Source organism: Acinetobacter sp. PW68 (genome assembly GCF_020982655.1).
GTDB classification, from domain to species: domain Bacteria; phylum Pseudomonadota; class Gammaproteobacteria; order Pseudomonadales; family Moraxellaceae; genus Acinetobacter; species Acinetobacter towneri_A.
The window spans coordinates 1,362,726-1,388,754 of sequence record NZ_JAHZSX010000001.1; the positions used below are offsets into that span (position 1 = coordinate 1,362,726).

General features: G+C 40.6%; 21 protein-coding genes, 2 tRNA genes, 3 rRNA genes and 2 pseudogenes. 20 read left to right on the plus strand and 8 right to left on the minus strand.

Annotated elements, in window-relative coordinates; genetic code table 11:
* Positions 1 to 5: 5 nt before the first annotated feature.
* The 3 genes from K1T76_RS06540 to trpB all read left to right on the plus strand — a co-directional run bounded on the left by K1T76_RS06540 (position 6) and on the right by trpB (position 3,377).
* The gene (locus tag K1T76_RS06540; RefSeq protein ID WP_230244783.1) at positions 6 to 857 is read left to right on the plus strand and encodes an AAA family ATPase; all 852 of its coding nucleotides are present in this window, start codon (positions 6 to 8) and stop codon (positions 855 to 857) included.
* A 14-nt stretch (positions 858 to 871) separates the two neighbouring features.
* Positions 872 to 2,059, plus strand: a complete 1,188-nt coding sequence (locus K1T76_RS06545) for a vWA domain-containing protein (RefSeq protein WP_230244785.1) — start codon at positions 872 to 874, stop codon at positions 2,057 to 2,059.
* 109 nt (positions 2,060 to 2,168) lie between these two features.
* Positions 2,169 to 3,377, plus strand: coding sequence for a tryptophan synthase subunit beta (gene trpB, locus K1T76_RS06550; protein WP_230244787.1), 1,209 nt, complete (start codon positions 2,169 to 2,171; stop codon positions 3,375 to 3,377).
* A gap of 93 nt (positions 3,378 to 3,470) precedes the next feature.
* On the opposite strand, the gene K1T76_RS06555 is transcribed toward trpB, so the two are convergent.
* The 3 genes from K1T76_RS06555 to K1T76_RS06565 form a co-directional block, all read right to left on the minus strand.
* Positions 3,471 to 3,905 carry a CBS domain-containing protein gene (locus K1T76_RS06555; RefSeq protein WP_230244789.1) on the minus strand — a complete coding sequence of 145 codons (435 nt, stop codon included), beginning with the start codon at positions 3,903 to 3,905 and terminating at the stop codon, positions 3,471 to 3,473.
* Between the two features lie 117 nt (positions 3,906 to 4,022).
* Entirely contained in the window at positions 4,023 to 4,397 is a 375-nt protein-coding gene (locus K1T76_RS06560) for a DUF2750 domain-containing protein (RefSeq protein ID WP_230244791.1), read from the minus strand.
* A 150-nt stretch (positions 4,398 to 4,547) separates the two neighbouring features.
* Complete coding sequence (locus K1T76_RS06565; protein WP_230244793.1) at positions 4,548 to 4,781, minus strand: hypothetical protein; 234 nt, start codon at positions 4,779 to 4,781, stop codon at positions 4,548 to 4,550.
* A 219-nt stretch (positions 4,782 to 5,000) separates the two neighbouring features.
* Here K1T76_RS06565 and K1T76_RS06570 point away from each other — a divergent pair, with 219 nt between their 5' ends.
* Positions 5,001 to 5,360: a hypothetical protein gene (locus K1T76_RS06570; RefSeq protein ID WP_230244795.1), complete on the plus strand. Its 360-nt coding sequence runs from the start codon at positions 5,001 to 5,003 to the stop codon at positions 5,358 to 5,360.
* A 127-nt stretch (positions 5,361 to 5,487) separates the two neighbouring features.
* Positions 5,488 to 5,805 carry a hypothetical protein gene (locus K1T76_RS06575; protein WP_180064704.1) on the plus strand — a complete coding sequence of 106 codons (318 nt, stop codon included), beginning with the start codon at positions 5,488 to 5,490 and terminating at the stop codon, positions 5,803 to 5,805.
* On the opposite strand, the gene K1T76_RS06580 is transcribed toward K1T76_RS06575, so the two are convergent.
* The gene (locus K1T76_RS06580; protein ID WP_442780673.1) at positions 5,702 to 7,342 is read right to left on the minus strand and encodes a M16 family metallopeptidase; all 1,641 of its coding nucleotides are present in this window, start codon (positions 7,340 to 7,342) and stop codon (positions 5,702 to 5,704) included. The genes K1T76_RS06575 and K1T76_RS06580 overlap by 104 nt on opposite strands.
* Positions 7,343 to 7,354: 12 nt before the next feature.
* The gene (locus tag K1T76_RS06585; RefSeq protein ID WP_230244796.1) at positions 7,355 to 8,704 is read right to left on the minus strand and encodes a M16 family metallopeptidase; all 1,350 of its coding nucleotides are present in this window, start codon (positions 8,702 to 8,704) and stop codon (positions 7,355 to 7,357) included.
* A gap of 171 nt (positions 8,705 to 8,875) precedes the next feature.
* Between K1T76_RS06585 and ftsY the strand changes: the two genes are divergently transcribed.
* Positions 8,876 to 9,982 carry a signal recognition particle-docking protein FtsY gene (gene ftsY / locus K1T76_RS06590; protein WP_230244798.1) on the plus strand — a complete coding sequence of 369 codons (1,107 nt, stop codon included), beginning with the start codon at positions 8,876 to 8,878 and terminating at the stop codon, positions 9,980 to 9,982.
* A gap of 185 nt (positions 9,983 to 10,167) precedes the next feature.
* A pseudogene (locus K1T76_RS06595) lies at positions 10,168 to 10,825 on the plus strand (nitroreductase family protein).
* A gap of 130 nt (positions 10,826 to 10,955) precedes the next feature.
* On the opposite strand, the gene K1T76_RS06600 reads toward K1T76_RS06595, so the two are convergent.
* A complete protein-coding gene (locus K1T76_RS06600; RefSeq protein ID WP_230244800.1) occupies positions 10,956 to 11,426 on the minus strand; it encodes a transposase in 471 nt (156 codons plus the stop codon).
* Complete coding sequence (locus K1T76_RS06605; protein WP_230244802.1) at positions 11,374 to 11,769, minus strand: transposase family protein; 396 nt, start codon at positions 11,767 to 11,769, stop codon at positions 11,374 to 11,376. Before K1T76_RS06605 ends, K1T76_RS06600 begins: the two co-directional genes overlap by 53 nt.
* Positions 11,770 to 12,015: 246 nt before the next feature.
* On the opposite strand from K1T76_RS06605, the gene K1T76_RS06610 reads away from it, so the two are divergent.
* The 7 genes from K1T76_RS06610 to rrf all read left to right on the plus strand — a co-directional run bounded on the left by K1T76_RS06610 (position 12,016) and on the right by rrf (position 19,453).
* A complete protein-coding gene (locus K1T76_RS06610) occupies positions 12,016 to 12,609 on the plus strand; it encodes a nitroreductase family protein (protein WP_019837901.1) in 594 nt (197 codons plus the stop codon).
* 204 nt (positions 12,610 to 12,813) lie between these two features.
* A complete protein-coding gene (locus K1T76_RS06615) occupies positions 12,814 to 13,479 on the plus strand; it encodes a DUF2057 domain-containing protein (RefSeq protein WP_230244804.1) in 666 nt (221 codons plus the stop codon).
* Positions 13,480 to 13,927: 448 nt separating this feature from the next.
* Positions 13,928 to 15,466, plus strand: a 16S ribosomal RNA gene (locus K1T76_RS06620).
* Between the two features lie 59 nt (positions 15,467 to 15,525).
* A tRNA-Ile gene (locus K1T76_RS06625) sits at positions 15,526 to 15,602 on the plus strand.
* A gap of 70 nt (positions 15,603 to 15,672) precedes the next feature.
* Positions 15,673 to 15,748: transfer RNA gene (locus K1T76_RS06630), tRNA-Ala, on the plus strand.
* A 484-nt stretch (positions 15,749 to 16,232) separates the two neighbouring features.
* Positions 16,233 to 19,126, plus strand: a 23S ribosomal RNA gene (locus K1T76_RS06635).
* Between the two features lie 212 nt (positions 19,127 to 19,338).
* A 5S ribosomal RNA gene (gene rrf, locus K1T76_RS06640) occupies positions 19,339 to 19,453 on the plus strand.
* Together the 16S, 23S and 5S rRNA genes with 2 tRNA genes alongside form the textbook arrangement of a ribosomal RNA operon.
* 151 nt (positions 19,454 to 19,604) lie before the next feature.
* Here the strand turns inward: rrf and K1T76_RS06645 are convergent.
* Positions 19,605 to 20,156, minus strand: coding sequence for a lytic transglycosylase domain-containing protein (locus K1T76_RS06645; RefSeq protein ID WP_230245636.1), 552 nt, complete (start codon positions 20,154 to 20,156; stop codon positions 19,605 to 19,607).
* A 328-nt stretch (positions 20,157 to 20,484) separates the two neighbouring features.
* Here K1T76_RS06645 and K1T76_RS06650 point away from each other — a divergent pair, with 328 nt between their 5' ends.
* The 6 genes and pseudogenes from K1T76_RS06650 (at position 20,485) to K1T76_RS06675 (ending at position 25,967) form a co-directional block, all read left to right on the plus strand.
* Positions 20,485 to 22,077 carry a Na/Pi cotransporter family protein gene (locus tag K1T76_RS06650; protein WP_230244806.1) on the plus strand — a complete coding sequence of 531 codons (1,593 nt, stop codon included), beginning with the start codon at positions 20,485 to 20,487 and terminating at the stop codon, positions 22,075 to 22,077.
* Between the two features lie 117 nt (positions 22,078 to 22,194).
* Positions 22,195 to 22,662 (plus strand): Cys-tRNA(Pro) deacylase, encoded by a 468-nt coding sequence (gene ybaK, locus K1T76_RS06655; RefSeq protein ID WP_230244808.1) that lies wholly within the window; start codon positions 22,195 to 22,197, stop codon positions 22,660 to 22,662.
* Positions 22,663 to 23,129: 467 nt separating this feature from the next.
* Positions 23,130 to 24,219 (plus strand): annotated as a pseudogene (locus K1T76_RS06660) (IS4-like element ISAba1 family transposase).
* Between the two features lie 46 nt (positions 24,220 to 24,265).
* On the plus strand, positions 24,266 to 24,682 hold the full coding sequence (locus K1T76_RS06665; protein WP_230244810.1) for a YeeE/YedE family protein: 417 nt from the start codon (positions 24,266 to 24,268) through the stop codon (positions 24,680 to 24,682).
* On the plus strand, positions 24,683 to 25,099 hold the full coding sequence (locus K1T76_RS06670) for a DUF6691 family protein (protein ID WP_230244812.1): 417 nt from the start codon (positions 24,683 to 24,685) through the stop codon (positions 25,097 to 25,099).
* Between the two features lies 1 nt (position 25,100).
* Positions 25,101 to 25,967 carry an MBL fold metallo-hydrolase gene (locus K1T76_RS06675; protein WP_230244814.1) on the plus strand — a complete coding sequence of 289 codons (867 nt, stop codon included), beginning with the start codon at positions 25,101 to 25,103 and terminating at the stop codon, positions 25,965 to 25,967.
* Positions 25,968 to 26,029: the final 62 nt, after the last annotated feature.

Sequence of the window (26,029 nt, forward strand, 5' to 3'; positions counted from 1 at the left end):
AAATCATGTCTGTTGATGCGCAACAATTTTCGGGTACAGATCAGTACATTGCGACTGATAGTTTAAAACTTGCGGTGAAAGCCGCACGTGCTTTGCAAAAACCGCTTTTGGTGAAAGGTGAGCCAGGTACAGGTAAAACCTTATTGGCAGAGCAAGTTGCTAAAAGTTTGGGTTTAAAGTTGATTACATGGCACATTAAATCGACCACCAAAGCGCAGCAAGGTTTATATGAATATGATGCAGTGTCGCGTTTGCGTGACAGCCAACTGGGCGATGACCGTGTGTATGACGTTAAAAACTATATTAAACCCGGGAAATTGTGGGAAGCATTTACCAGCGAAGAACGCTGTGTGTTGTTGATTGATGAAATTGACAAGGCAGATATTGAATTCCCAAATGACCTGCTACATGAACTCGATAAAATGTCGTTTTATGTTTATGAAACAGGCGAAACCATTACGGCAACACAACGTCCAATCGTGATCATCACATCAAATAATGAAAAAGAACTGCCAGACGCTTTTTTACGTCGCTGTTTCTTCCATTATATTGATTTCCCAGATGAAGCGACCATGCGCGATATTATCGATGTGCATTTCCCGAATATTTCAAGCAGCTTGGTTTCAGAAGCTTTACAAGTTTTCTTTAAATTGCGCCAAGTTCCCGGCTTAAAAAAACCACCGTCTACCTCTGAACTCATTGATTGGTTAAGCCTATTGATGGCAGATGACATGCCTGAAGATATTTTGCGTCATAGTGATAAAAGCAAAGCCATTCCGCCTTTATATGGCGCATTAATCAAAAATGAACAAGATGTGCAATTGCTTGAGCGTTTAGCCTTTATGTCGCGTCGTTAAGGGAGGACAACGCCATGTTCGTGCGCTTGTTTTATACCTTGCGACGTTACGGTGTACCTGTCACCACACGTGAATTGATTGACTTAAATCAGGCGGTGGCATCGGGTCTGGTTTTTGCAGATCAAGATGAATTCTATCAACTTGTTAAAACCGTCATGGTCAAAGATGAGCGTTTTTTTGACAAGTTTGACCGTGCCATGAAAGATTATTTTGATGGCATTTCCACTTTTGATTTAGATGATTTACTGCAGCAAGTCCATCAATTGCCCAAAGACTGGTTCGACTTAGAACTATTAGAAAAACATCTCACGCCAGAACAACGCGAAGAGCTGAAAAAAGCAGGTTCTTTAGAAGAATTGATGAAAATGCTGGAAGAGCGTTTACGCGAGCAGCATAAAAAGCATCAGGGTGGCAACCGTATGATTGGTACGGGCGGTACATCACCGTTTGGTGCTTTTGGTGATCATCCTGAAGGTGTACGCATTGGTGGGCCTGGACGTAAGCGTTCAGCTGTTAAAGTCTGGGAGCAGCGTCAGTATCGAAATTTAGACGATGAACAGATTTTAGGTACACGACAAATGCAATTGGCACTGCGTCGTTTGCGTAAATTTGCCCGTCAAGGTGCAGCTGAAGAATTGGATATTGATGGCACTATCCGAGAAACTGCCAAACAGGGCATTTTAGATGTGCAATTGGTACCAGAACGCCGTAATCGCGTCAAAGTGTTGATGTTGTTTGATGTGGGTGGCTCGATGGATGCACACATCGCCCAATGTGAAAAACTGTTTAGTGCGGCCAAAACTGAGTTTAAAACCCTCGAATTTTTTTATTTCCACAACTGTTTATACGACTATGTTTGGAAAGACAATTTACGCCGTAGCAGTACCCGCATGAATACATGGGATTTATTCAATACCTATGGACGCGACTATCGGGTAATTGTGGTGGGTGATGCGAGTATGGCACCTTATGAGCTGAATTCGATTGGTGGTTCGGTGGAATATATGAATGATGAAGCGGGGCAAGTTTGGCTACAACGTCTGCGTCAGCATTTTGAAAAAACCGCATGGCTGAATCCTGAACAAGAAGGCTATTGGCATTACACACATACCATTGGATTAATTCGACAAATTTTTGAAAATCATATGTACCCAATGACTTTAAAAGGCATTGAAGATATGACGAAATATTTGGCGCGATAAGCGCCATTTTTTTTCATTAACTATTATCTATATCAGTCAAAATTTTGCGTGCATATTGATGAAATACTAATACGATAAGCAACGTGAATTTCAATTTGAGGGGATCGAGATGGAACATCAAATCAATGGCATCGCATTACCGAATGAAGAAGGTTTTTTCGGACAATATGGCGGGCAGTTTATTCCACCGCATTTAAAAGCAGCCATGGATGAAATTAACCTTGCTTATGAAGAAATTCGTCATACAGCAGAATTTCAAAATGAATTAAAAGATTTATTTGCCAATTATGTAGGACGTCCGAGTCCTTTGTTTCATGCAAAACGTTTATCTGAGCAGTTGGGTGGTGCACAAATTTATTTGAAGCGTGAAGATTTAAATCATACGGGTGCACATAAAATCAATCACTGTTTAGGTGAAGCATTGCTCGCCAAATATATGGGTAAAACCAAAGTGATTGCGGAAACAGGTGCGGGACAGCATGGTGTCGCGTTGGCAACGGCATGTGCGCTTGTGGGCATTCCGTGTGAAATTCACATGGGACAGGTTGATATTGAAAAAGAACATCCAAACGTCGTGAAAATGAAAATTTTAGGTGCCAACCTGATATCCGTCACACGTGGTACAGCGACTTTAAAAGATGCCGTAGACAGTGCTTTTGAAGAATACTTAAAAGATCCGAAAAACTATATTTATGCAATTGGTTCAGTGGTTGGCCCACATCCATTTCCTAAAATGGTACGTGATTTCCAAGCAATTATTGGCGATGAAATTAAAATGCAAAGCCAACAACGCTTTGGGGTAAATCCAGATTATATCGTGGCATGTGTGGGTGGTGGTTCAAACGCAGTGGGTGCATTTACTGCCTTCTTAAATGATCCTGAAGTTAAGCTTGTGGGTATAGAACCTGCAGGACATGGTTTAGATACAGATCAACACTCTGCAACCTTAACTTTGGGTAAACCTGGTCAGTTACACGGCATGGCGTGTTATGTGCTTGAAGATGAACAGGGTGAGCCATTGCCAGTTCATTCAATTGCTTCGGGTTTGGATTATCCGGGTGTGGGGCCACAACATAGCTTTTTAAAAGATATTGGTCGCGTGGAATATTCAACAGCAACAGACCAAGAGTGTTTAGATGCCTTTATGACCTTGTCACGCGTAGAGGGGATTGTACCTGCTTTGGAAAGCTCACATGCGGTGGCTTGGGCCTTGCGTGAAGCACCAAAAATGGCAAGAGACTTGAAAATTGTGGTCAATCTTTCAGGTCGTGGTGATAAAGATGCTGACTATGTAGCAGAAAAATTAGGTTTGAACTAATTTTACTGAATATGATAAAACCGCCTAATCGTGTAAGTTTAGGCGGTTTTTATTTAACTTCAATTAGATTTTGCAGGTTAATAAAACAGTCATTTAGCTTGCGATATATTGTTGTAATTGCTCGATCAATTTCTGTTGATCATCCATAGTCGCCTTCACCAAGTCACCAATCGACACCAAACCAACCAATTGTTCATCTTCAAGTACAGGCAAGTGTCGTAAATGATGGTCTGTAATTAAGTTCAAACATTCTTTAACACTGGTGTTTTTGGTCACGGTCAGTACTTTAGCAGTCATAATTTCACTTACTGTTGTACTTTTAGATGTTCGTTCCATTAAAACAACTTTACGGGTGTAATCACGCTCAGACAGAATACCAACCACATGATTATTTTGATCGGTAACCACCAACGCACCAATGCCTTTGTCAGCCATTAAACTAATAGCTTCTAAAACCGTTGCTTCTGGGCGAATTGTGTAAATTTCGTGATGTACTTTATCTTGTAAAACGTGAATTACCTTGGTCATATTCTGTATCCTGATTGTTGTTTATTGTTTGACTTTTAAAGTAACGTGAAATATAAAAATTGCAAATACTTTAGCGTCACGATTGTTAATTTTATATCAATGCTATTCCATTACTATTTAAGCAATATTTAACGCAGGTTCACTAAAAAAGAAATGTTTCATTTGTGAAGTGGTCAGTTTAATTTTTTGACTTGACGAACCATATAAGGTTGGAGTGACATTTAAACGAGTGAGCGTTGGTAATAAAGAAGTCTCGAAATCCTGCGCGGAAATTTTACGAGGAATGTATTGTGGCCAGTGCTTAGCTGCATATTTATGCGCCTGTACCGCATTTAACCAAAAAGGGAAAATATAATCATCGTGATCTGAACTCATTGCCCAACCTTGATGGAATAAACCCCAAAGTACACCGCAGTACATCATTGATTTTAATAGTGTAACTTTAAGTAGGAAATCCTTTGGTAAAGGGTGGAGTTGGTTAATCTGATTCATAATCAAGCAATGTTGTAAAATTTGGCTATATTTTAAAAAGAATTGATGAATATACCGTTTAAGCTTTGCTTAAAATCGTAAATAAATATGTATTTATGGTTGGAGTATCTAAATTAAGAGTTAAAAAAACGCCACCTAAGTGACGTTTTATTATGCTTGCATGGTGGCCATGTTTTGCCAGTATTGCGCTTTCAATGAATCACGTTCTACACGGAAACCTTGATAATACAATTCTGCTAAGAACATTGCCGCTTTACCATGTCCTGCGCGTGCAGCTTCTTCGAGTTGTTTTACCGCATCTTGGAAGTCCATTTGTGAATGAATCGTGTTCACTGCATTTGCATAAACATGCTCTAAGTCATGGTGAGAGATTGTTTGAATCATATAAAACTCCTTATTGTAATTATGATTACTTATTTAAGCCTACCTTTTAGACTTCATATCAATTTAACACTATATTGTTAAACTAATATTACAATTTGATTGAATTGTCAAATAATTATCGGGGTTGATTAGCATATTTCAAGTTTACATGATTAAACATTGAACAAGTTTAATTTTGATTAAACTAAAGCTCTAAGCATGATAAAAAAGGAGAATAACATGACAAGATCCGTAGACGGATGTGCTTTTGATGTACCTCCATTGACTTCTCAAATTATTGAGTTGGCACATCATCACCGTAAAAAACTAGATGAGGCAATTTTCCGTCGAGACGTTCATTTAGGTGAATACTGCTTGGCGCAACGTAAACGTGTGGCTGATTTTGCTAAGACTTTAGACCGAAGCGATCGTATAGAATTTTACCGTAATTATGATGGTGAATTACTCCGTATCGCAGATGAAGACGAACTGCATCCTGCCGAAGCAGAGGGTGGTGTCAGTATATTTGCTATTTTCTTGGTGCTTGCAGTCATTGCATTGATTTTATACTTTGCCGTAATTCGTGGCACCATTGGCTAAAGCTGAATGCTTTGTAGAATTTGTAGAAAAAGGCTCAATTTTTACCGTGACGATACAGTAAAAATTGAGCTGTTTAACTTGTACAACTCACAAGGGCATCCTACACTAAGGCGATTAGAGGTAGGTCATGCACAACGCAATTCAAAAAACGATTCAATTTATTTCTCAACTGAAACTCGAGCAAATTTATAATATTGTTGTGCTGAGTATCATTTTTATTATTTTAACTTTAGCAAGTGTTGCGCTTTATCGCCCAGTTGGGGTGCAACAATTTCAAAATGTTGAGCGTTTGTCGCAACAATCTATGTATGCCAATACCCAAGACATGGCAGTGCGTTTAATCAATCAACGTCCAATTCGTTATGTGCATTATTTAAAATTGATGCAGGCACATCAGATGGAGCAAGATCGGGCTCAACAACTTCCTGCCTTGGTGCAAGAGTAATTTTATCTATTGGCGTCGTTTTCATATTGCGCGGTGTCGGTGTTAAAGATATTGGCGCAAGTAAATTGTCCTGTAGCATTTTTTCCAATGCCGCTTTATCTAAATGTTCGCTCACAATCACCAAAGTTAAACTATCTGGGTGTAAATGTTTGCGAACAGCACGTTGTACATCTTCTGCGGTAATTTTCTCCACGCGTTCTGCATAATCACTTAAATAATTTGCAGGAAGGCGATAAAAACCGATGTGTCCAAGCTGGGCATTAATACTGGCATTACTGCTGTATTGATTAGGAAAAGCACGAATTAAACCTGCTTTGGTTTCTTTTAATTGCTCCAAATTGATGGGCTGTTGCACAAATTGAATTAAGCTTTGGTGAGCGACCTGAATACTATCGAGTAACTGATCTTGGCGCGTAGAATAGCCTAAGCTAAATAAACCCGCTGCTTGGGTAAACCGAAACGAACTGCTAACACCGTAAGTGTAGCCACGTTTTACTCGTAATTCTTTCATCAAAATAGAATTGAAACTGCTGCCACCTAGCATTTTATTGGCAATTTCCAAAGCCAAATAATCAGGATCATCGCGTGTGGTCGCAAGTTGCGCAATACTCACATGCGCTTGTTGTGAGCGATAAGGAATATGCTGGATGTTGAACCGTGTTGCAGGTGTAGGCCGTGGCAAAGCTGTTGCTGCAGTACCTTGGACAATATGTGTGCTTATAGTGTTGGCAAGTTTTTCTGCTTCTTTTAAGGTTAATTTGCCTGTAATGGCAATATTCATATTTTGCGCGACCAGAAACTGATCTCTAAATTGTTGTAAGTGCGTTGGTTGAATCCGTTTGATACTGCCATTGGTGCCTGTAATGGGTTCTGCATAGGCATGTTGTCCGTAAATTGCGCGATATAAGCGAATATTCATTAAACGGCTTGGATTTTCTTGCAGTTGTTTTTGTCCGATTTGTGTATTGCTTTGCATCCGCTGGATATTGGAGCGCTCAAAAGTCGAGTTTTTTAGTATTTCCAACATCATTTTGACGGCAGTTTGCATTTTCTGCGGATCAGAGAGTGTTCTTAGCCGTACCACAAACATATCGCGGTACGCCGTGGCACTAAAACGTGCGCCTGTGGTTTCAAAGGCTGCGGCAATTTCTTCAGCCTTATAACTTTTAGTACCTTCATCCATCAGTTGCGCTGCCATATTGGCAACGCCAAATAAACCTTTTTCAATTTCTGCATCGCGGGCAGAACCTGCATTAAAAGTCAGTTGAATATCAACCATTGGCAAAGCAGGATTTTCGACAAATAAAGTGCGTACGTTTCGATGATTTTTTAATTCATGCACCTGTGGAGCGCGAACATCGACCAATTCATTTACAGCATTTAAACTGTGCAGCAAGTTCAGAGATTGCAAAGGCGTGCTTACGTCTGTTTCAGCAAAATCATGCGCTGCTGTGGTGGCAGTTTCCATCCCAAAGCTAGCAGAACATAGACCAAAACTCGTGCTTAAAATAAGCGTGTAAAATAAATGCTTTTTCATGAAAATCACAGTTTAAGGTGTAGTGCTTTGAGGCAATAAATACAAGGTGCTAAGTCTCTCTTTGTTAAAGTGATTTTGCGCAACACGTTGAAGATCTTGGGCAGTAATTGCTTGGAAGTGTTGTGGTAAAAAATCGATTAAACGGTGACTAAATCCATTGACTTCTAAATTGCCAATAGTTCGGGCTTGTCCAGCCAAATCATCCTGACTATAAATCCAATTGGCAACAAATTGAGTCACCACGCGCTCAATCTCACTTGCATTGACCAAATCCTGTTTTAGCGTATCCACTTCGTTTTGAATGGCGGCTTGTGCTTCACTTAACGCTACACCTGCTGCAGGCAATGCCGAAATACTAAACAAACTGTCTCCACGTTGATACGGATCATAACTGACACTGACGGAGCTAAGTATCTTATTATTTCTGACCAAGCGCTTTTCTAAACGTGAAGTAATCCCACTGTCTAATAGTTGTTTGATGATGGTGAGCGCAAAGGCATCTTGAGGATTTTTGGCTGTTGCTAGTGAGTCGACATTCCAAGCCATATATAAATTAGGAACTTGTATAGCCGCAGACAATTCCATGTGCCGATAACCTAATTGTTCAAACTCCAACACATCATTACGCGGTGGCGTAGGTGCTTTCGGAATATCTCCAAAATACTTTTGGACTTGCAACAATGCGGCTTGATGATCTACATCACCCACAATCACTAAAATAGCATTATTGGGGCGATACCATTTTTTGTACCACGCCTGTACATCTTGCAGCTGAATGCTTTGCAAGTTTTTCATGTGACCAATAATGGGTTGGCGATAATGGCTGGTTGGGTAGGCAATCCATTTAAATCGTTCAAAAGCCAAAGCTCGCGGATTATCATCGGTACGTTGCCGCCGTTCTTCCATCACCACCTTAATTTCAGGCTCAAAATCTTGTTGGCGAAGCAACAAATTACTCATTCTGTCGGCTTCCAACTCTAAAGCCAGTGGGAAATAAGTTTTTGGATAGAGCTGATAATAATTGGTGTAATTGATAAAGGTCGCTGCATTGACATTGCCACCATAAATACGACTTAAACGGGTAAATTCATCATTCGGTACTTTGGCTGTACCTTTAAACATCATGTGTTCAAGTACGTGTGAAATACCCAGTGTATTTCCCGACTCATCGCTACTGCCTACTTTGTACCAAATTTGTGTCATCACCATAGGAGAACGATGGTCTTCACGAATAATGACTTTTAAACCATTGTTGAGTGTGGTTTCAAAAGTGTTATTCGCAGTTAAAACTTCTGCATGGCAAATTGAAGCTGTTAAACCTAAAACCAACGCACAAACAGACTTCATCGAAAATTGGAACATAAGCAAGTGGAGATCAATCGTTATCGGCTTATCTTTCAAAAATTAAAGCGGAAAGGCAAGCATTGCTTTAGGTATTTTTTGTATGCAGCTATGTGATTGGAATACGAGGTAAAAGCAATTGGTTTATGTTAGAATCCGATTTTTTAACGCAATGCTTTTCAAGGATTCGGCATGCAACAGCAATCTAATGGGCAAAATAAATTTTTGATTGATGCTGATATCGGAGATGATGATGTCACATTACCGAATTTGCCAGCGGTAAATGTTCCGATTGTTGAAACAACACCTCTACAACAAGCAGAAACGTCTGAACCTGCTGCAGAAACATCATCAGACACGGAAGCACCTGCGAAAGGTGGTTTCTTTAGTCGCATGAAAGAAGGGTTAACCAAAACCCGTAAAAACTTTGCCGATGGCATGGTGAATATTCTGATTGGCGGTAAAGAAATTGATGATGAATTATTAGAAGAAGTCGAAGAACAACTGTTAGTCGCAGATATTGGTGTAGATGCAACCAAAACCATTATTGCCAATTTGACCGAGCGTACTGCGCGTGGTGACTTAATTTATTCCCATTCTTTATACAAGGCTTTGCAAGAAGAATTGGTGGCTTTGCTCGCACCACGGGTAAAACCTTTACATATTGATGCCAATAAAACCCCTTATGTGATTTTAGTTGTGGGTGTGAATGGTGTAGGTAAAACTACAACCATTGGTAAGTTAGCAAAACGCTTACAGGGTGAAGGTAAAAAAGTCATGTTAGCCGCAGGGGATACTTTCCGTGCCGCAGCGACAGAACAATTGCAAATCTGGGGTGAGCGTAACGATGTTGCTGTTGTTGCACAAGGTCACGGTGCAGACAGTGCTTCTGTTATTTTCGATGCGTTTGAAAGTGCACGTGCCAAAGGCATTGATGTGCTAATTGCAGATACAGCAGGGCGTTTGCATAACAAAAGCAACCTGATGCAAGAATTGACTAAAGTTAAGCGTGTAATGCAAAAAATTGATGCGACTGCACCGCATGAAGTAATGTTGGTGGTAGATGCAGGCACAGGTCAAAATGCCATTAATCAAGTTGAAATGTTTGATGAGGCTGTTGGCTTAACAGGTATCACCATCACCAAACTGGACGGTACTGCAAAAGGTGGCGTGTTATTTAACATTGCAAGCCGTACCCATGTGCCAATTCGCTTTATTGGTGTGGGCGAAAAAATTGATGATTTACGTCCATTCTCCGCAAAGTCATTTGTTGCGGCACTGTTTGAAACTGAGAAATAAGTTTTAAAGCTTAAAAATATAAAATGCTGTAAGTTTCATACAAACTCCGCAAAATGCGGAGTTTTTTGTTTTTAGCGGGTTTGAGTGTTGTATAAAGCAGCAGCTAAAAATACGAATGTGAATAAAAGCACATCCGTCTAGATAGAATAAGAAAAAAAATAGATTGATTTTTTGGGGAAGTCAAAATTAGTCATGTGCTTACAGCAGATATCACGAAAGACTTTAAGCTTAAGAAAAAGCCGAACCATGACGGTAATGAACTGACTTTCATCGATCAATTGAAAAAGCGCCGTTGTATTCATGCTTTGGGTAAACGCATCCATTTTAGCCAAACGTATATGACTGAGCTGATTCAGGAAGCTGTGCGTAGCTGCCTATCGGCACATCATTCACAAAGTAGGCTTGTTTTCTGAATCACATAAAAAGTTTTGGAATTCAGTGCAGGACTTGCAACGCCAATTTGTACCCAAGCAGGTTTTAGCAGGTATTAAAATGAAAATTGAACAATGTGCAGCAGCTTTTGGCTCGGTATTGTTCTATGAAGATCAACAAGTTATTCGTCAATTGCAAAAGAAAATTCTATTTCATGCTGCAGAATTTCCAATTTGGTCGGAGCAAACTTCAGGCATGGCACAATTTGTGGTGTGGACAGCACTGGCAGATTCAGGTGTGGGTGCATCTTTACAACATTTTAATCAAAGCATAGACCACGCTGTGGCAGAGCATTTTGATATTCCAAATACATGGCTATTACGCTCACAACTTGTTTTTGGATCAATTGAAGAAGAAGCAACCGAGAGGTGTCATGCAAACTATCAAAATCAATATAAACTTTATGCCTAAATGACAGCATTTGATTGGGATTGGTCAAATCAGCTTCTTATTATGCGCCGCAAAGAGCGAACCGCAGTATATTATGTTGCAAAAGGCTGTATCTGTAGAATAGGTATATAGATTAGACCTCTTTCATAAATCATTTTTTACTCAGTTCCAAATTATAGATCCCAGCAATTAGATTGAACCTCAATCCCAATCTTTTTCCTCGATTGCGATATCGCTCAGCAAGGATTTTGAAGGTTTTCAAACTGCCAAATACATGCTCAATGCCAATTCTTCTTTCGTTAATTTCTCGATTATAAAGCTTTAGCTCAGGATCTAGTTTGCAACGTTTTTTTGCTTTTAATGGCAATAGGCTATTTCGATACACTGTGTAAATCCCTTGATAACCCTTATCTGCAAGAATAAAGGCACCTGCAGGAATCTGATTCAAATTGCGTTTGAAAAGTTCGAAATCATGTACAGCACCACGACTTGTGCATAAACTCAGAATTTGCTGAGTTTTATAATGAACAATGGCTTGAACTTTAAAAGTATGTGCCTTCTTCTTACCACTATAGCTTTTCTTCTGTTTTTTTAGGCCTTTGTATTGGAATTTCTGTGGCATCTACGATCACAACATTCCAGTCAATACCTTCACCTTCAGGCAAATGCTTTGGTAAATTAAATAAATTGGACTTGATGAGGCAGTCCTCTACATGGTGTACGATTCTTGAAGCAGTGGGCTCTGACACGCCATAACTTGTTGCGACATGGAATAATGTTCGGTATTCACGCCAATAGCTTAAACATAAGAGAATCTGATCTTCTAGGCTTAATTTAGGTCGTCTACCTTTGGCAGGAATATGCATTTTCAATTGCTCAACCATTAAATTAAAGGTTGACCATGAGATGCCGGTATATCGCTTAAACTGTGTTTCAGAAAGCTTCTTTGAATCGATGTATTTCATTCAAAGATTATGCCTGAATGTTTAAGATTCTTCGGTACAAATAATCAGCAATAGATAGGTCGTTTTTTGATTTATGAAAGAGATCTATTATATAGATGCAGTCACATTCATTTGTCACTTTATAAAACTATAATCGTTCTATACATAAAACACACTGTCGTATTTTATGTAATGTTTATGCTGAATAAAAAGCTTAATATCGCTGCAATAAACCAATTTTTACAAAATACTGCAGAGGAATCAAAAATGTCTTTTTTGAATCAATTAGAAAAACGTCGTTCAATCTACGCACTTGGTAAAAACGTTCCTGTAGATCAGGCAACTATTGAAAACACCATTAAACAAGCGGTTCGCTTAAGCCCATCTTCATTTAACTCGCAAACATCACGTGTTGTGACTTTATACGGTGCTTCGCATACGCAATTCTGGAATATCGTTTTAGAAACTTTACGTAAAATAGTTCCTGCAGACGCATTTGAAAACACAGAAGCAAAAATTAACAGCTTTAGTGCAGGTTTTGGGACAGCATTATTTTTCGAAGATCAGGATGTTGTAAAAGGTCTACAAGAACAATTTCCCCTATATGCAGACAACTTCCCAGTATGGTCAGAGCATTCAACAGGGATTGCGCAATTCGCAGTGTGGACAGCGTTGTCAGAGATCAATGTAGGTGCATCATTACAGCACTACAACCCAATCGTAGATGAAGAAGTTGCTCAAACTTATGACATTCCAGCAAATTGGAAACTGCGTGCTCAATTGGTGTTTGGTTCAATTGAAGCACCTGCGGGTGAAAAAACATTTATGGATGATGCAGAACGTTTCAAAAGCTTTAACTAAGCTCTAGCAATACATACTGCACAGACTAAAAAGTAGGGTGATGATTCATCCTACTTTTTTTTGTTTTGAGGGGGGAGTGTTAATGATGTGTCTTAGCAACTTCCTTATTCATGTGAAAATGCCTGAAACCATTAGTTGTCATAAAACTGTCATTTATACATTGCATAGTGCAATCAAACTTTAATAAATGATACAGAGTAAAATATGGCATTTAAATTAGGCGTAGCAAGTATTGCATTGATAGCCTGTAGTTCAGCATTTTCAGCAGTAACCATTACAGTACCTGAAGAAATTAAGTTACTCGCTGTAAATGATCAAGAAATTCGTTCAGGTTTATTCAGTTCTGCACAGCAAGTGAAAGTTAATGCGGGTGAAAATGTCATTAACTTGCGGTATCAACAATATTTTGAACATCATAATGGTGCGCACGATATTTTAAAATCGGGTGTTATTACGCTCAAAACTCCAATTCTTCAAGTTGGTGAAAACTATCGACTTGCTTTGGTAAATCCACCTAAAGATTTCGATGCTGCAAAAGAGTTTAAAGATCAACCTAGCGTTGGCTTGTATAATCAAAAGAATCAATTGTTAGTACAACAAACAGGTGCCAAAGCAAGTTCAACTGGTTGGTTAAGTAGTAGCTTACGCAACAAAACAGTAGATGCAACTCAAAACACTACGGCTGTGAATCAGCCAGCGGCAGTTTATACCGCGGCAGCAGTGTTGCCATCTGAAAAAACTACCCCAGCCACATTGCCTACACAAAAACAAACACAGGACAAAGAGCAACAATTGATTCAATTGTGGCAACAAGCCAGTAAAATAGAGCGACAAAAATTCATGTCATGGCTTGCAGAACAAGCCAATTAATATAAATTTGCAACCAGCTCAATTGAGCTGGTTGTTTTTTGTTATCGCTTTAAAAGGATTTATTTAAAAAAAACCAATTTAGCAACGTGCGAAAAAAAGACAAATCATAAGAAAAGTGTGATAAAAATATCAAATACGCTTAAAACTTGGGCGGATGATACTTTTTTTGAAAAAAAACCTAAAAACATATTGCGTCTATTCAAAAACTGTATAGAATACGCAACACACCAACACAGTGTTGATTGAATTGGTGCTGTTATTGACGAAATAACAGAAGATCATTAAGAGATTATGAAGAACAACTTGTGTGGATTTTTACTGATTGATTGATCGAAATTATTTCATTGATTGATTGGTTTAAATTACTCGAAGTTTATTTGAGCGAAATTTAAGTCAGAAAATTGATGAGCCAGATTTGGAAGTTTAGATTAAAACTTCAAAATGATTTTAACTGAAGAGTTTGATCATGGCTCAGATTGAACGCTGGCGGCAGGCTTAACACATGCAAGTCGAGCGGGCGAGGTTGCTTCGGTAACTGAGCTAGCGGCGGACGGGTGAGTAAAGCTTAGGAATCTGCCTATTAGTGGGGGACAACATTCCGAAAGGGATGCTAATACCGCATACGTCCTACGGGAGAAAGCAGGGGATCACTTGTGACCTTGCGCTAATAGATGAGCCTAAGTCGGATTAGCTAGTTGGTGGGGTAAAGGCCTACCAAGGCGACGATCTGTAGCGGGTCTGAGAGGATGATCCGCCACACTGGGACTGAGACACGGCCCAGACTCCTACGGGAGGCAGCAGTGGGGAATATTGGACAATGGGGGGAACCCTGATCCAGCCATGCCGCGTGTGTGAAGAAGGCCTTTTGGTTGTAAAGCACTTTAAGCGAGGAGGAGGCTTACCTGGTTAATACCTGGGATAAGTGGACGTTACTCGCAGAATAAGCACCGGCTAACTCTGTGCCAGCAGCCGCGGTAATACAGAGGGTGCGAGCGTTAATCGGATTTACTGGGCGTAAAGCGCGCGTAGGTGGTTAATTAAGTCAAATGTGAAATCCCCGAGCTTAACTTGGGAATTGCATTCGATACTGGTTAGCTAGAGTATGGGAGAGGATGGTAGAATTCCAGGTGTAGCGGTGAAATGCGTAGAGATCTGGAGGAATACCGATGGCGAAGGCAGCCATCTGGCCTAATACTGACACTGAGGTGCGAAAGCATGGGGAGCAAACAGGATTAGATACCCTGGTAGTCCATGCCGTAAACGATGTCTACTAGCCGTTGGGGGATTTGATCCTTTAGTGGCGCAGCTAACGCGATAAGTAGACCGCCTGGGGAGTACGGTCGCAAGACTAAAACTCAAATGAATTGACGGGGGCCCGCACAAGCGGTGGAGCATGTGGTTTAATTCGATGCAACGCGAAGAACCTTACCTGGCCTTGACATAGTAGAGACTTTCCAGAGATGGATTGGTGCCTTCGGGAATCTACATACAGGTGCTGCATGGCTGTCGTCAGCTCGTGTCGTGAGATGTTGGGTTAAGTCCCGCAACGAGCGCAACCCTTTTCCTTACTTGCCAGCATTTCGGATGGGAACTTTAAGGATACTGCCAGTGACAAACTGGAGGAAGGCGGGGACGACGTCAAGTCATCATGGCCCTTACGGCCAGGGCTACACACGTGCTACAATGGTCGGTACAAAGGGTTGCTACACAGCGATGTGATGCTAATCTCAAAAAGCCGATCGTAGTCCGGATCGCAGTCTGCAACTCGACTGCGTGAAGTCGGAATCGCTAGTAATCGCGGATCAGAATGCCGCGGTGAATACGTTCCCGGGCCTTGTACACACCGCCCGTCACACCATGGGAGTTTGTTGCACCAGAAGTAGGTAGTCTAACCGCAAGGAGGACGCTTACCACGGTGTGGCCGATGACTGGGGTGAAGTCGTAACAAGGTAGCCGTAGGGGAACCTGCGGCTGGATCACCTCCTTAACGAAAGATTGACGATTGGTAAGAATCCACAACAAGTTGTTCTTCATTGATGTATCTGAGGGTCTGTAGCTCAGTTGGTTAGAGCACACGCTTGATAAGCGTGGGGTCACAAGTTCAAGTCTTGTCAGACCCACCATGACTTTGACCTAGATTGAATCAATCAAGTTACAGGAATTGAAGATACATCGAATCACAGATGATAAGCTGGGGACTTAGCTTAGTTGGTAGAGCGCCTGCTTTGCACGCAGGAGGTCAGGAGTTCGACTCTCCTAGTCTCCACCAAATTTCAAGATCAGAAAACTTAAAGCACTGCTTTAAGGCTTTTCCTTGAAATTTAAGCAAACAGCTATGCTGTGCGCAGGCACACATATACTGGAGCTTTAAGCTAAAGATTACAGAATTTAGTAAATAGGTTAAATCGTAAAGATTTAATGATTTATTAAATTCTGTGATTTATCACAGTGAACTACTCGCTGACGAGGCGGTAGGAAATCATTAACAGATTGGCAAAATTGAGTCTGAAATAAATTGTTCAACTCATTTAATTCAAGATTGACAGTAATGCTTCGGTGTTACGGTTTAATTACGAATTGAAATGAGCACTAGCAAATTAACTGAATCAAGCGTTTTGGTATATGAATTTAGATTGAAGCTGTACGGTGCTTAAGTGCACGAGACTTTGAACTGTAGATTAAATAGATCATAGATTATTTATTTAATTGTCTTAATCCTACTTGTAGGGATTAACGACTGTTTGGGGTTGTATAGTCAAGTAATTAAGTGCATGTGGTGGATGCCTTGGCAGTCAGAGGCGAAGAAAGACGTGATAGCCTGCGAAAAGCTCCGGGGAGGCGGCAAATATCCTTTGATCCGGAGATGTCTGAATGGGGGAACCCACCTACCTTAAGGTAGGTATTGCAACATGAATACATAGTGTTGCAAGGCGAACGAGGGGAAGTGAAACATCTCAGTACCCTTAGGAAAAGAAATCAATTGAGATTCCCTCAGTAGCGGCGAGCGAAAGGGGAAAAGCCCATTAAGTTATGTGTGTTTTAGTGGAATGCTCTGGGAAGTGCAACCATAGTGGGTGATAGTCCTGTACACGAAAGGGCACACATAATGATGACGAGTAGGGCGAGGCACGTGAAACCTTGTCTGAATATGGGGGGACCATCCTCCAAGGCTAAATACTCCTGACTGACCGATAGTGAACCAGTACCGTGAGGGAAAGGCGAAAAGAACCCCTGTGAGGGGAGTGAAATAGATCCTGAAACCGCATGCATACAAGCAGTGGGAGCCGACTTGTTCGGTGACTGCGTACCTTTTGTATAATGGGTCAGCGACTTATATTCAGTAGCGAGGTTAACCGAATAGGGGAGCCGTAGAGAAATCGAGTCTTAATAGGGCGTATAGTTGCTGGGTATAGACCCGAAACCGGGTGATCTATCCATGAGCAGGTTGAAGGTTGGGTAACACTAACTGGAGGACCGAACCCACTGTCGTTGAAAAGCCAGGGGATGACTTGTGGATAGGGGTGAAAGGCTAATCAAACTCGGTGATAGCTGGTTCTCCCCGAAAGCTATTTAGGTAGCGCCTCGGACGAATACCATTGGGGGTAGAGCACTGTTTCGGCTAGGGGGTCATCCCGACTTACCAAACCGATGCAAACTCCGAATACCAATGAGTACTATCCGGGAGACAGACTGCGGGTGCTAACGTCCGTAGTCAAGAGGAAAACAATCCAGACCGCCAGCTAAGGCCCCAAAATCATAGTTAAGTGGGAAACGATGTGGGAAGGCATAGACAGCTAGGAGGTTGGCTTAGAAGCAGCCACCCTTTAAAGAAAGCGTAATAGCTCACTAGTCGAGTCGGCCTGCGCGGAAGATGTAACGGGGCTAAAACTATGTGCCGAAGCTGCGGATGCATAATTTATTATGCGTGGTAGGGGAGCGTTCTGTAAGCCGAAGAAGGTGTATTGAGAAGTATGCTGGAGGTATCAGAAGTGCGAATGCTGACGTGAGTAACGACAAAACGGGTGAAAAACCCGTTCGCTGAAAGACCAAGGGTTCCAGTCCAACGTTAATCGGGGCTGGGTGAGTCGACCCCTAAGGCGAGGCCGAGAGGCGTAGTCGATGGGAAATTGGTTAATATTCCAATACTTCAGTGTAATGCGATGAGAGGACGGAGAAGGTTAAGTCAGCCTGGCGTTGGTAGTCCAGGTGAAAGGAAGTAGGCATGCATCTTAGGCAAATCCGGGGTGCTCTATGCTGAGATCTGATAGCAAGCTGTACTTGTACAGTGAAGTGGCTGATACCCTGCTTCCAGGAAAAGTCTCTAAGCTTCAGTTACACTGGAATCGTACCCGAAACCGACACAGGTGGTCAGGTCGAGTAGACCAAAGCGCTTGAGAGAACTCTGCTGAAGGAACTAGGCAAAATGGTACCGTAACTTCGGGAGAAGGTACGCTGTTGACGGTGATGGGACTTGCTCCCTGAGCGGTTGACAGCCTCAGAAACCAGGCCGCTGCAACTGTTTATTAAAAACATAGCACTCTGCAAACACGAAAGTGGACGTATAGGGTGTGATGCCTGCCCGGTGCTGGAAGGTTAATTGATGGGGTTAGCGTAAGCGAAGCTCTTGATCGAAGCCCCAGTAAACGGCGGCCGTAACTATAACGGTCCTAAGGTAGCGAAATTCCTTGTCGGGTAAGTTCCGACCTGCACGAATGGCATAATGATGGCGGCGCTGTCTCCAGCAGAGGCTCAGTGAAATCGAATTCGCCGTGAAGATGCGGTGTACCCGCGGCTAGACGGAAAGACCCCGTGAACCTTTACTGCAGCTTGACATTGAACTTTGACCTTACTTGTGTAGGATAGGTGGGAGGCTTTGAAACTTGGACGCTAGTCCGAGTGGAGCCGTCCTTGAAATACCACCCTGGTAATGTTGAGGTTCTAACTCTGTCCCGTTATCCGGGACGAGGACCATGTCTGGTGGGTAGTTTGACTGGGGCGGTCTCCTCCTAAAGAGTAACGGAGGAGTACGAAGGTGCGCTCAGCGTGGTCGGAAATCACGCGTAGAGTATAAAGGCAAAAGCGCGCTTAACTGCGAGACCCACAAGTCGAGCAGGTACGAAAGTAGGTCTTAGTGATCCGGTGGTTCTGTATGGAAGGGCCATCGCTCAACGGATAAAAGGTACTCTGGGGATAACAGGCTGATACCGCCCAAGAGTTCATATCGACGGCGGTGTTTGGCACCTCGATGTCGGCTCATCTCATCCTGGGGCTGAAGCAGGTCCCAAGGGTATGGCTGTTCGCCATTTAAAGAGGTACGCGAGCTGGGTTTAGAACGTCGTGAGACAGTTCGGTCCCTATCTACCGTGGGCGCTGGAAATTTGAGAGGATCTGCTCCTAGTACGAGAGGACCAGAGTGGACGAACCTCTGGTGTACCGGTTGTGACGCCAGTCGCATCGCCGGGTAGCTATGTTCGGAAGGGATAACCGCTGAAAGCATCTAAGCGGGAAGCCTACCTCAAGATAAGATTTCCCCGAGGCTTTATGCCTCCTAAAGAGCCGTTGAAGACTACGACGTTGATAGGTTGGATGTGGAAGCATAGCGATATGTGAAGCTGACCAATACTAATTGCTCGTGAGGCTTGACTATACAACACCCAAACAGTTGTATATAAAGCATCAATTGATTTCATATTGATCTAACGATCAAACAAAAACTTGATTTAGTAAACGCTAAACAATAAACTTCAGACCCAATAGCCAACCTGTTAATAACTCATTTGGAACCAAGTAAGGCATTACATGCAAAAGCATCAAGCAAAAGCAATGTAACTAAGACCCGAACAAGTCCATAACAGTTGTGCTGGCGACAATAGCAAGAGTGAACCACCTGATCCCTTCCCGAACTCAGAAGTGAAACCTCTTCGCGCTGATGGTAGTGTGGGGTTACCCATGTGAGAGTAAGTCATCGCCAGCTCATTATTCAAACACCCTCAACTAACGTTGAGGGTGTTTTTTTATCTCTGTATTAAATTAAAAATTATATAAAAAGAAGGCAAAATAAAACCATCTGTGGATGGTTTTAACTCAACTCGAATTGGCTACTTTATTAAGCTGACAAGTCAACATTAAAGTGCATCTTTTAATTTTTTTTGGTGCTGTTTGACTTGTTTCGCATAGCGTTTACCTTGTTTTTTCATTTTTCTATTATTATTGTAGCCTGTAGGCCCTACATTGTAATAGGCTAAAGCTTTAGGCCATTTACCAGACTGATTTTTATAATGATTTAAAATATACGTACCACAGTTGATATTGGTATGTTCGTGGAATAAATCGCCAGGACAAGTCTGCTGCCAATAACGTGGAATAATTTGTGTAAACCCAACTGCGCCTGAAGGTGAAACAGCATAGCCATGATAGTTAGATTCTTGCCTAATAACTGCAGCAACAAGCAGAGGGTCAACATTATGTTGTTCGGCACTTTGTACAATGATTGGTGCTACACGATTTGCTGTATCAGGATGCACAGCGTAGGCCTTTTGAATCCCTGTAGAAAGTTTAGCTGAGCGTTTTGCAAGAGAACCACCTCCTAGTGGAGAGCAAGCTGCTAGCGTTAAAACAGTACAACCAATACTGAATATTTTAATAGATGGATATTTTCTAAAGGCATTAAAAATCATATTAAAACTATGTCTATTCATTCTAGCGTATGTGCATATATGCTGATTTTGATGCGAGCGCTTGACTCAGTCAAGTTATCTGAAGATTTGAATTGTATACTGGTGGCATAATTCAGCGATATAATTTTGTTTTTATAGGGCGATTGGATAAACCAATGGTGTCGGATATAACCTTGGATTTTAATAATGTGTCAAATTGATGACAAGTTTTTTATTTATATAAACTTTTGGAAAAGAAGAAATAAACTGCAATTCTAAGATTAATTAAGAGTACGTACAATATCTGCTTTTGAGTACCTTGAAATTGCGGATTGCATAGGGAGAAAGTGTGCTAGACGTCTTAATACAATTATGTGGTGGTATTGGTCTATTTTTGATTGGTATGACCATGATGACAGACAGTCTAAAAGAAATGGCAGGCGAAACGCTGCGTGTCTGGTTGTCTAAATTTACAGGCTCACCCATCAAAGCTGTGCTTTCAGGCATTGGTTTAACCTTAATTGTACAGTCTTCTACAGCAACGACTTTAGCCACGATCGGTTTTGTAAGTGCAGGGATTCTTACTTTTGCCCAAGCAATTGGAGTCATTATTGGTGCGAATATTGGCACAACCAGTACGGGTTGGATGGTGGCATTTTTAGGTGTTAAATTTTCCATTACCAGTTTTGCATTACCTTTGCTGGGTTTGGGTGCAATGCTCAAATTATTTAGTCAGGGGCGAGTTGCATTATTTGGGATGACACTGGCAGGTTTTAGCCTGATTTTTCTGGGTATTGATATGTTGCAAGTTGCCATGTCAGGTTTTGCAGAACGTGTCGATTTATCAGTATTTTCAAGTCGATCTGTGATTGCGCAACTCAGTTTGGTTTTGGTCGGTATTATCATGACTATTCTGTTGCAATCTTCAAGTGCCGCAATTACCGCGACCTTAGCAGCATTGGCAAGTGGTGCGATTGATTTGCAACAAGCCTTAGGTTTAGTGATTGGACAGAATGTTGGTACGGTAGCAACAGCAATTATTGCTGCAATTGGTTCAACTGCGAATGCCAAACGTACTTCAGCAGTGCATGTGTTTTTTAATATCATTTCAGCCATTTTTGCTTTTATTATTTTAAAACCGCTATTTCTTGAATTGACTCAGAATCAACGTCTTATGGCAACCTGGGACAATGTGGTGATTGTCGCTGCATTCCATACAGCATTCAGTATTTGTGGTACTTTGATTATTTTGCCATTTATGCGTCAGTTTGAAAAACTGATTATGAAAATCATCCCAGATCAAACTCAATCGGTTTTATGTTATCTCGATCAAGCGAGTTTATCTGTGCCCGCCTTGGCTATTCATGCTGCATCAAAGGTGATTTACCATAGTTTGTATGACGTTTTGGTGATGTTGAAACTGGCTATCCAAGAGGGAAGATTGCCATCAAAAGTACGTTTATTGCAGCTCGATGAAGTACTCATTCAAGTCCAACGTTATTTGGAAGAAATGTCAATTTCAGAAAATGAGGCCGATCAACAGCGTTTAATGGCGATGCTTCGTTTGATGGTGTATTTACGTGTTTTACGAAGTGATTTGGAAAATATTACGTTGGCTAAGGAGATACGCACCCAACCCGCAATTTACCAAGTTGGTTTAGATTTTGTGCAAATTCTCGATGAACATTTAAAAGAAGTGGATGATTTTGATGTGTATAAACACGTACTAAGTCTACATACTGAATTGTCTAATTTAAAAAAATGGACAGAAGATCAACGTGCCGAAAACCGTGAAAAAGTGTTGCAGTATACTTCTGTGAATCAACTCAATGCTGCGACAGGTTTAGAATTGTTAGCAGCGCAGCGTTGGTTGGATCGCGTGATTGCGCATGCACAGCGCTTAGCCAACGTCTTGGTCGAGAATTCACGTAAACCAAGTTAATTATTTTAGGATTTTGTTTTGAAGGTTGCTTTAAAATCAAAGCAATAGCCTAAGCAAATTCACTTTTAATCTTAATCAAGTGTATAATTTTGGCATCGTTTTTTTACTATTTTTTTCATGACACCAGCAGCTAAACTTTTAAAAGCCAAGAAAATTCAATTTTCTATACATGAATATGAACATGATCATAATGCTAAAAGTTTTGGTTTGGACGCTGCGGAAAAGTTAGGCTTAGATGTCAAAGAAGTATTTAAAACATTATTGGTCCGTGATGATAAACATTTCTTTGTCGCGATATTACCTGTCCATCACCAATTAAATCTAAAAAAAGTTGCGGCTGCTTTTCTGTGTAAAAAAGTACACATGGCTGATCCTAAAGATGCTGAACGTTTGACAGGTTATTTGGTGGGAGGCATAAGTCCAATCGGGCAGAAGAAACAACTGAAAACGGTGATTGATAGATCCGCTCAACAGCTTACAACTATGTATGTGAGTGGAGGGAAGCGTGGATTGGATATTGGTTTAGCGCCAAGCGATTTGGCAAAAGTTTTAAATGCCAGTTTTGTCGATATCGTAGATGTATAATAAATTGAAATTATATTGTGGGGAGCCAAAGAAAGCATAAAGATACTTATTTTGTTCCGCACCTGGCAGTTAACAACTAAAAAATTTAATCTGATCTCTAAGCAATAAATAAGCCTGTCCAGCGTATCCAGCTCTACTCATTGCGATTGTAGATGATGAATCCAGCAAACAAGCGCATCGTGTTAGAAGCCGCTAAGCGTGTAATTCGTTGACACAAAAAAGAACTTACTGTGCTTGCTTATAAATGAATCTAATAAAATTAACTTTTGTTGTTGCTGTATATTGATTTGCCCTAACTCACGCAAATTTAAAATACAATATATCAGATGAGAAAATTAAAAAAATAACAATAGATATATTTGAATAATATTTATAATAATATATTATAAAAAAATACTCTGTACACGACAAAAATAGATAACTCATTGAAATAATGTCATAATAATTGTTTTCTAACGACGAATACTATGACACATCTCAATGAGTTATATCTTATCTTAAACAAATATCTAAAATGGAACAAGTCACATTTAAAGTGCTTTGCGCTCATCATGCTTGTGATTATTTTAAAGCAAACATGTAATCTTTCTTCTGCATCTAAAGCCTTGCCCATCAAGTGCTTACCACAATCATTTTATCGACGTATGCAGCGCTTCTTTGCAGGTCAGTATTTTGATTATCGTCAAATTTCTCAGTTGATTTTCAATATGTTTTCATTCGACCAAGTGCAACTGACTTTAGATAGAACCAATTGGAAATGGGGAAAACGAAATATTAATATCCTGATGCTCGCAATCGTTTATCGTGGAATAGCGATACCTATCCTTTGGACATTGCTTAATAAACGTGGAAATTCAGATACGAAAGAGCGTATTGCTTTGATTCAACGCTTTATAGCCATTTTTGGTAAAGACCGTATTGTGAATGTGTTCGCAGACAGAGAGTTTATCGGTGAGCAGTGGTTTACATGGTTAATTGAACAAGACATCAACTTCTGCATTCGTGTTAAAAAAACTTCATTGTCACCAATCATTTAGGAAAGAATCATAAAATTAGTGATTTATTTCGCCATCTTAAAGTTGGTCAAATTGAATGTCGTAAACGACGGATTTTGGTTGGTCGGGTGAAACTATATATAAGTGCACTACAGTTAGAAAATGGAGAGCTTTTACTCGTCGTTTCTCCTCAGTTTAATGCCAATGCTATTCAGGATTATGCATTACGCTGGGAAATTGAAACCTTATTCAGTTGTCTCAAAGGACGCGGGTTTAATCTTGAAAATACGCGCTTGACAGACCCTAGACGAGTGAAAAAATTGATTGCGGTGTTAGCTATAAGCTTCTGTTGGTGTTACTTAACGGGTGAATGGCAACATGATCAAAAAAAGTGATAAAAATAAAGAAGCATGGACGACTCTCAATGAGTTTATTTCGCTATGGTTTAGACTATGTTCAAATGGCGATTCAGCGTTTAATTGGTTTTGGGAAAAAAGAAGAGTTTAAGGAAATTTTGGCAATTTTAAGAAGGCAGAACCCTGATAGGATAAGGGTTCTGTGAAATTTGTCGTGTACAGAGAAAAAAATATATTGTTTGGGTGTTAAATATGCATGATTATCTGCTGGCATTAATCGGTGGTGGATTACTTGGTCTTGCCGTCGTGGGTTACTTATATGTTCATGGTCGTATCGCAGGCATTAGTGGTTTATTGGCACAAGTATTAAATCCGCACACGCTATTCAAAACGCCTGCATTGTGGTTTGTGTTAGGTATTTTCATTGTGCCTTTTTTCTACGGCATTGTGGCTCAACCTAAAGTTGAATTGAATGCAAGCCCATTGATGATGATTGTGGCAGGATTATTGGTGGGTTTCGGTACTCGTTTAGGCTCGGGTTGTACAAGTGGTCATGGTATATGTGGCATGAGTCGTTTATCTAAGCGCTCAATTGCAGCAACAGGTACCTTTATGTTAGCTGGCTTTATTACCGTTTATGTTATCCGACACATCACAGGTGCATTTTAAATGAAAAATTTCTTAGCCTTTATTTTTGGTGGTATTTTTTCAGTTGGATTGATTCTTTCTGGTATGTCGAATCCTGAAAAAGTTCTAAACTTTCTCGATCTTTTCGGTACATGGGATGCAAGTCTGGCGTTTGTAATGGTGGGTGCAATTGCGGTTGCATTTATTCCATTTCAACGAGTTATACGTAAAGCTGAACCAAAAACCATTTTAAATGAACCAATTGATTTGCCTAAACAAACTCAAATTGATTCTAAATTGATCACTGGTAGTTTTATTTTTGGTATCGGTTGGGGGATTGCAGGAATTTGTCCTGCGCCAAGTCTGACCTTGATTGGTTTAGGTTATTATCAAGCAATCTATTTTATTGTTGCGATGTTGGTGGGGATTCTCATTCATCGTAAGGTTGCAGGAGCATAAGATGCACGCAGACATTCAGCATTTTTTTGATGAAAATACCAATACATTCAGTTATGTGGTGAGTGATCCTGTGACACGCCAATGTGCCATCATTGACAGCGTGTTGGATTATGATCCTGCATCTGCGACAACTACAACTACTCATGCGGATGAAATCATTGCTTACATCCATAATAATAAATTAACGGTTGAATGGATTTTAGAAACGCATGTGCATGCCGACCACCTGACAGCTTCTCAATATTTAAAAGAGCAGTTGGGTGGTAAAATTGCCATGAGCCATAAAATCTCGATTGTGCAAGAAACATTTAGTGCCATCTATAACTTGGATATTAAATATTTCAATTCACATCAATCGTTTGATTATCTGTTTGCAGATCATGAAGCTTTTACAATTGGTGAATTACAAGCCTATAACATCCCTACACCAGGACATACGCCTGCTTGTTTAAGCTATGTGATCGGTGATGTTGTATTTGTAGGTGATACCTTGTTTATGCCTGATTATGGTACGGCACGTTGTGATTTCCCGAAAGGCAGTGCAGGGCAATTGTTTGATTCTGTGCAAACATTATATGAGTTGCCTGAAGAAACGCGTGTGTTTTTATGCCATGACTATTTACCAGAATCACGTGAACAATTTGAACATCAAACACTGCTCAAAACTCAAAAAGAGCAGAATATTCACATTCATACAGGGGTAAGCAAAGCTGAATTTATTGAAATGCGAACCCAGCGTGATGCCACTTTAACGATGCCTAAATTGATTTTACCATCTATTCAAATCAATATGGATGCAGGTAAGTTTCCACAACCTGAGGCCAACGGCATTCGTTATTTGAAGTTGCCTTTGAATTATTTGAAATAAAATTTTAAGATAATTTCATCTTATATACTATTGCTTTGACTTATACAAATAGCCTAAGCAAT

What these genes read in the sequence shown, in the direction of transcription:
- K1T76_RS06540 (WP_230244783.1), top strand. Translation starts at nt 6, where the DNA reads ATGTCTGTTGATGCGCAACAATTTTCGGGTACAGATCAGTACATTGCG.
- K1T76_RS06545 (WP_230244785.1), top strand. Translation starts at nt 872, where the DNA reads ATGTTCGTGCGCTTGTTTTATACCTTGCGACGTTACGGTGTACCTGTC.
- trpB (WP_230244787.1), top strand. Translation starts at nt 2,169, where the DNA reads ATGGAACATCAAATCAATGGCATCGCATTACCGAATGAAGAAGGTTTT.
- K1T76_RS06555 (WP_230244789.1), bottom strand. Translation starts at nt 3,905, where the DNA reads ATGACCAAGGTAATTCACGTTTTACAAGATAAAGTACATCACGAAATT.
- K1T76_RS06560 (WP_230244791.1), bottom strand. Translation starts at nt 4,397, where the DNA reads ATGAATCAGATTAACCAACTCCACCCTTTACCAAAGGATTTCCTACTT.
- K1T76_RS06565 (WP_230244793.1), bottom strand. Translation starts at nt 4,781, where the DNA reads ATGATTCAAACAATCTCTCACCATGACTTAGAGCATGTTTATGCAAAT.
- K1T76_RS06570 (WP_230244795.1), top strand. Translation starts at nt 5,001, where the DNA reads ATGACAAGATCCGTAGACGGATGTGCTTTTGATGTACCTCCATTGACT.
- K1T76_RS06575 (WP_180064704.1), top strand. Translation starts at nt 5,488, where the DNA reads ATGCACAACGCAATTCAAAAAACGATTCAATTTATTTCTCAACTGAAA.
- K1T76_RS06580 (WP_442780673.1), bottom strand. Translation starts at nt 7,342, where the DNA reads ATGAAAAAGCATTTATTTTACACGCTTATTTTAAGCACGAGTTTTGGT.
- K1T76_RS06585 (WP_230244796.1), bottom strand. Translation starts at nt 8,704, where the DNA reads ATGTTCCAATTTTCGATGAAGTCTGTTTGTGCGTTGGTTTTAGGTTTA.
- ftsY (WP_230244798.1), top strand. Translation starts at nt 8,876, where the DNA reads ATGCAACAGCAATCTAATGGGCAAAATAAATTTTTGATTGATGCTGAT.
- K1T76_RS06600 (WP_230244800.1), bottom strand. Translation starts at nt 11,426, where the DNA reads ATGCCACAGAAATTCCAATACAAAGGCCTAAAAAAACAGAAGAAAAGC.
- K1T76_RS06605 (WP_230244802.1), bottom strand. Translation starts at nt 11,769, where the DNA reads ATGAAATACATCGATTCAAAGAAGCTTTCTGAAACACAGTTTAAGCGA.
- K1T76_RS06610 (WP_019837901.1), top strand. Translation starts at nt 12,016, where the DNA reads ATGTCTTTTTTGAATCAATTAGAAAAACGTCGTTCAATCTACGCACTT.
- K1T76_RS06615 (WP_230244804.1), top strand. Translation starts at nt 12,814, where the DNA reads ATGGCATTTAAATTAGGCGTAGCAAGTATTGCATTGATAGCCTGTAGT.
- K1T76_RS06645 (WP_230245636.1), bottom strand. Translation starts at nt 20,156, where the DNA reads ATGATTTTTAATGCCTTTAGAAAATATCCATCTATTAAAATATTCAGT.
- ybaK (WP_230244808.1), top strand. Translation starts at nt 22,195, where the DNA reads ATGACACCAGCAGCTAAACTTTTAAAAGCCAAGAAAATTCAATTTTCT.
- K1T76_RS06665 (WP_230244810.1), top strand. Translation starts at nt 24,266, where the DNA reads ATGCATGATTATCTGCTGGCATTAATCGGTGGTGGATTACTTGGTCTT.
- K1T76_RS06670 (WP_230244812.1), top strand. Translation starts at nt 24,683, where the DNA reads ATGAAAAATTTCTTAGCCTTTATTTTTGGTGGTATTTTTTCAGTTGGA.
- K1T76_RS06675 (WP_230244814.1), top strand. Translation starts at nt 25,101, where the DNA reads ATGCACGCAGACATTCAGCATTTTTTTGATGAAAATACCAATACATTC.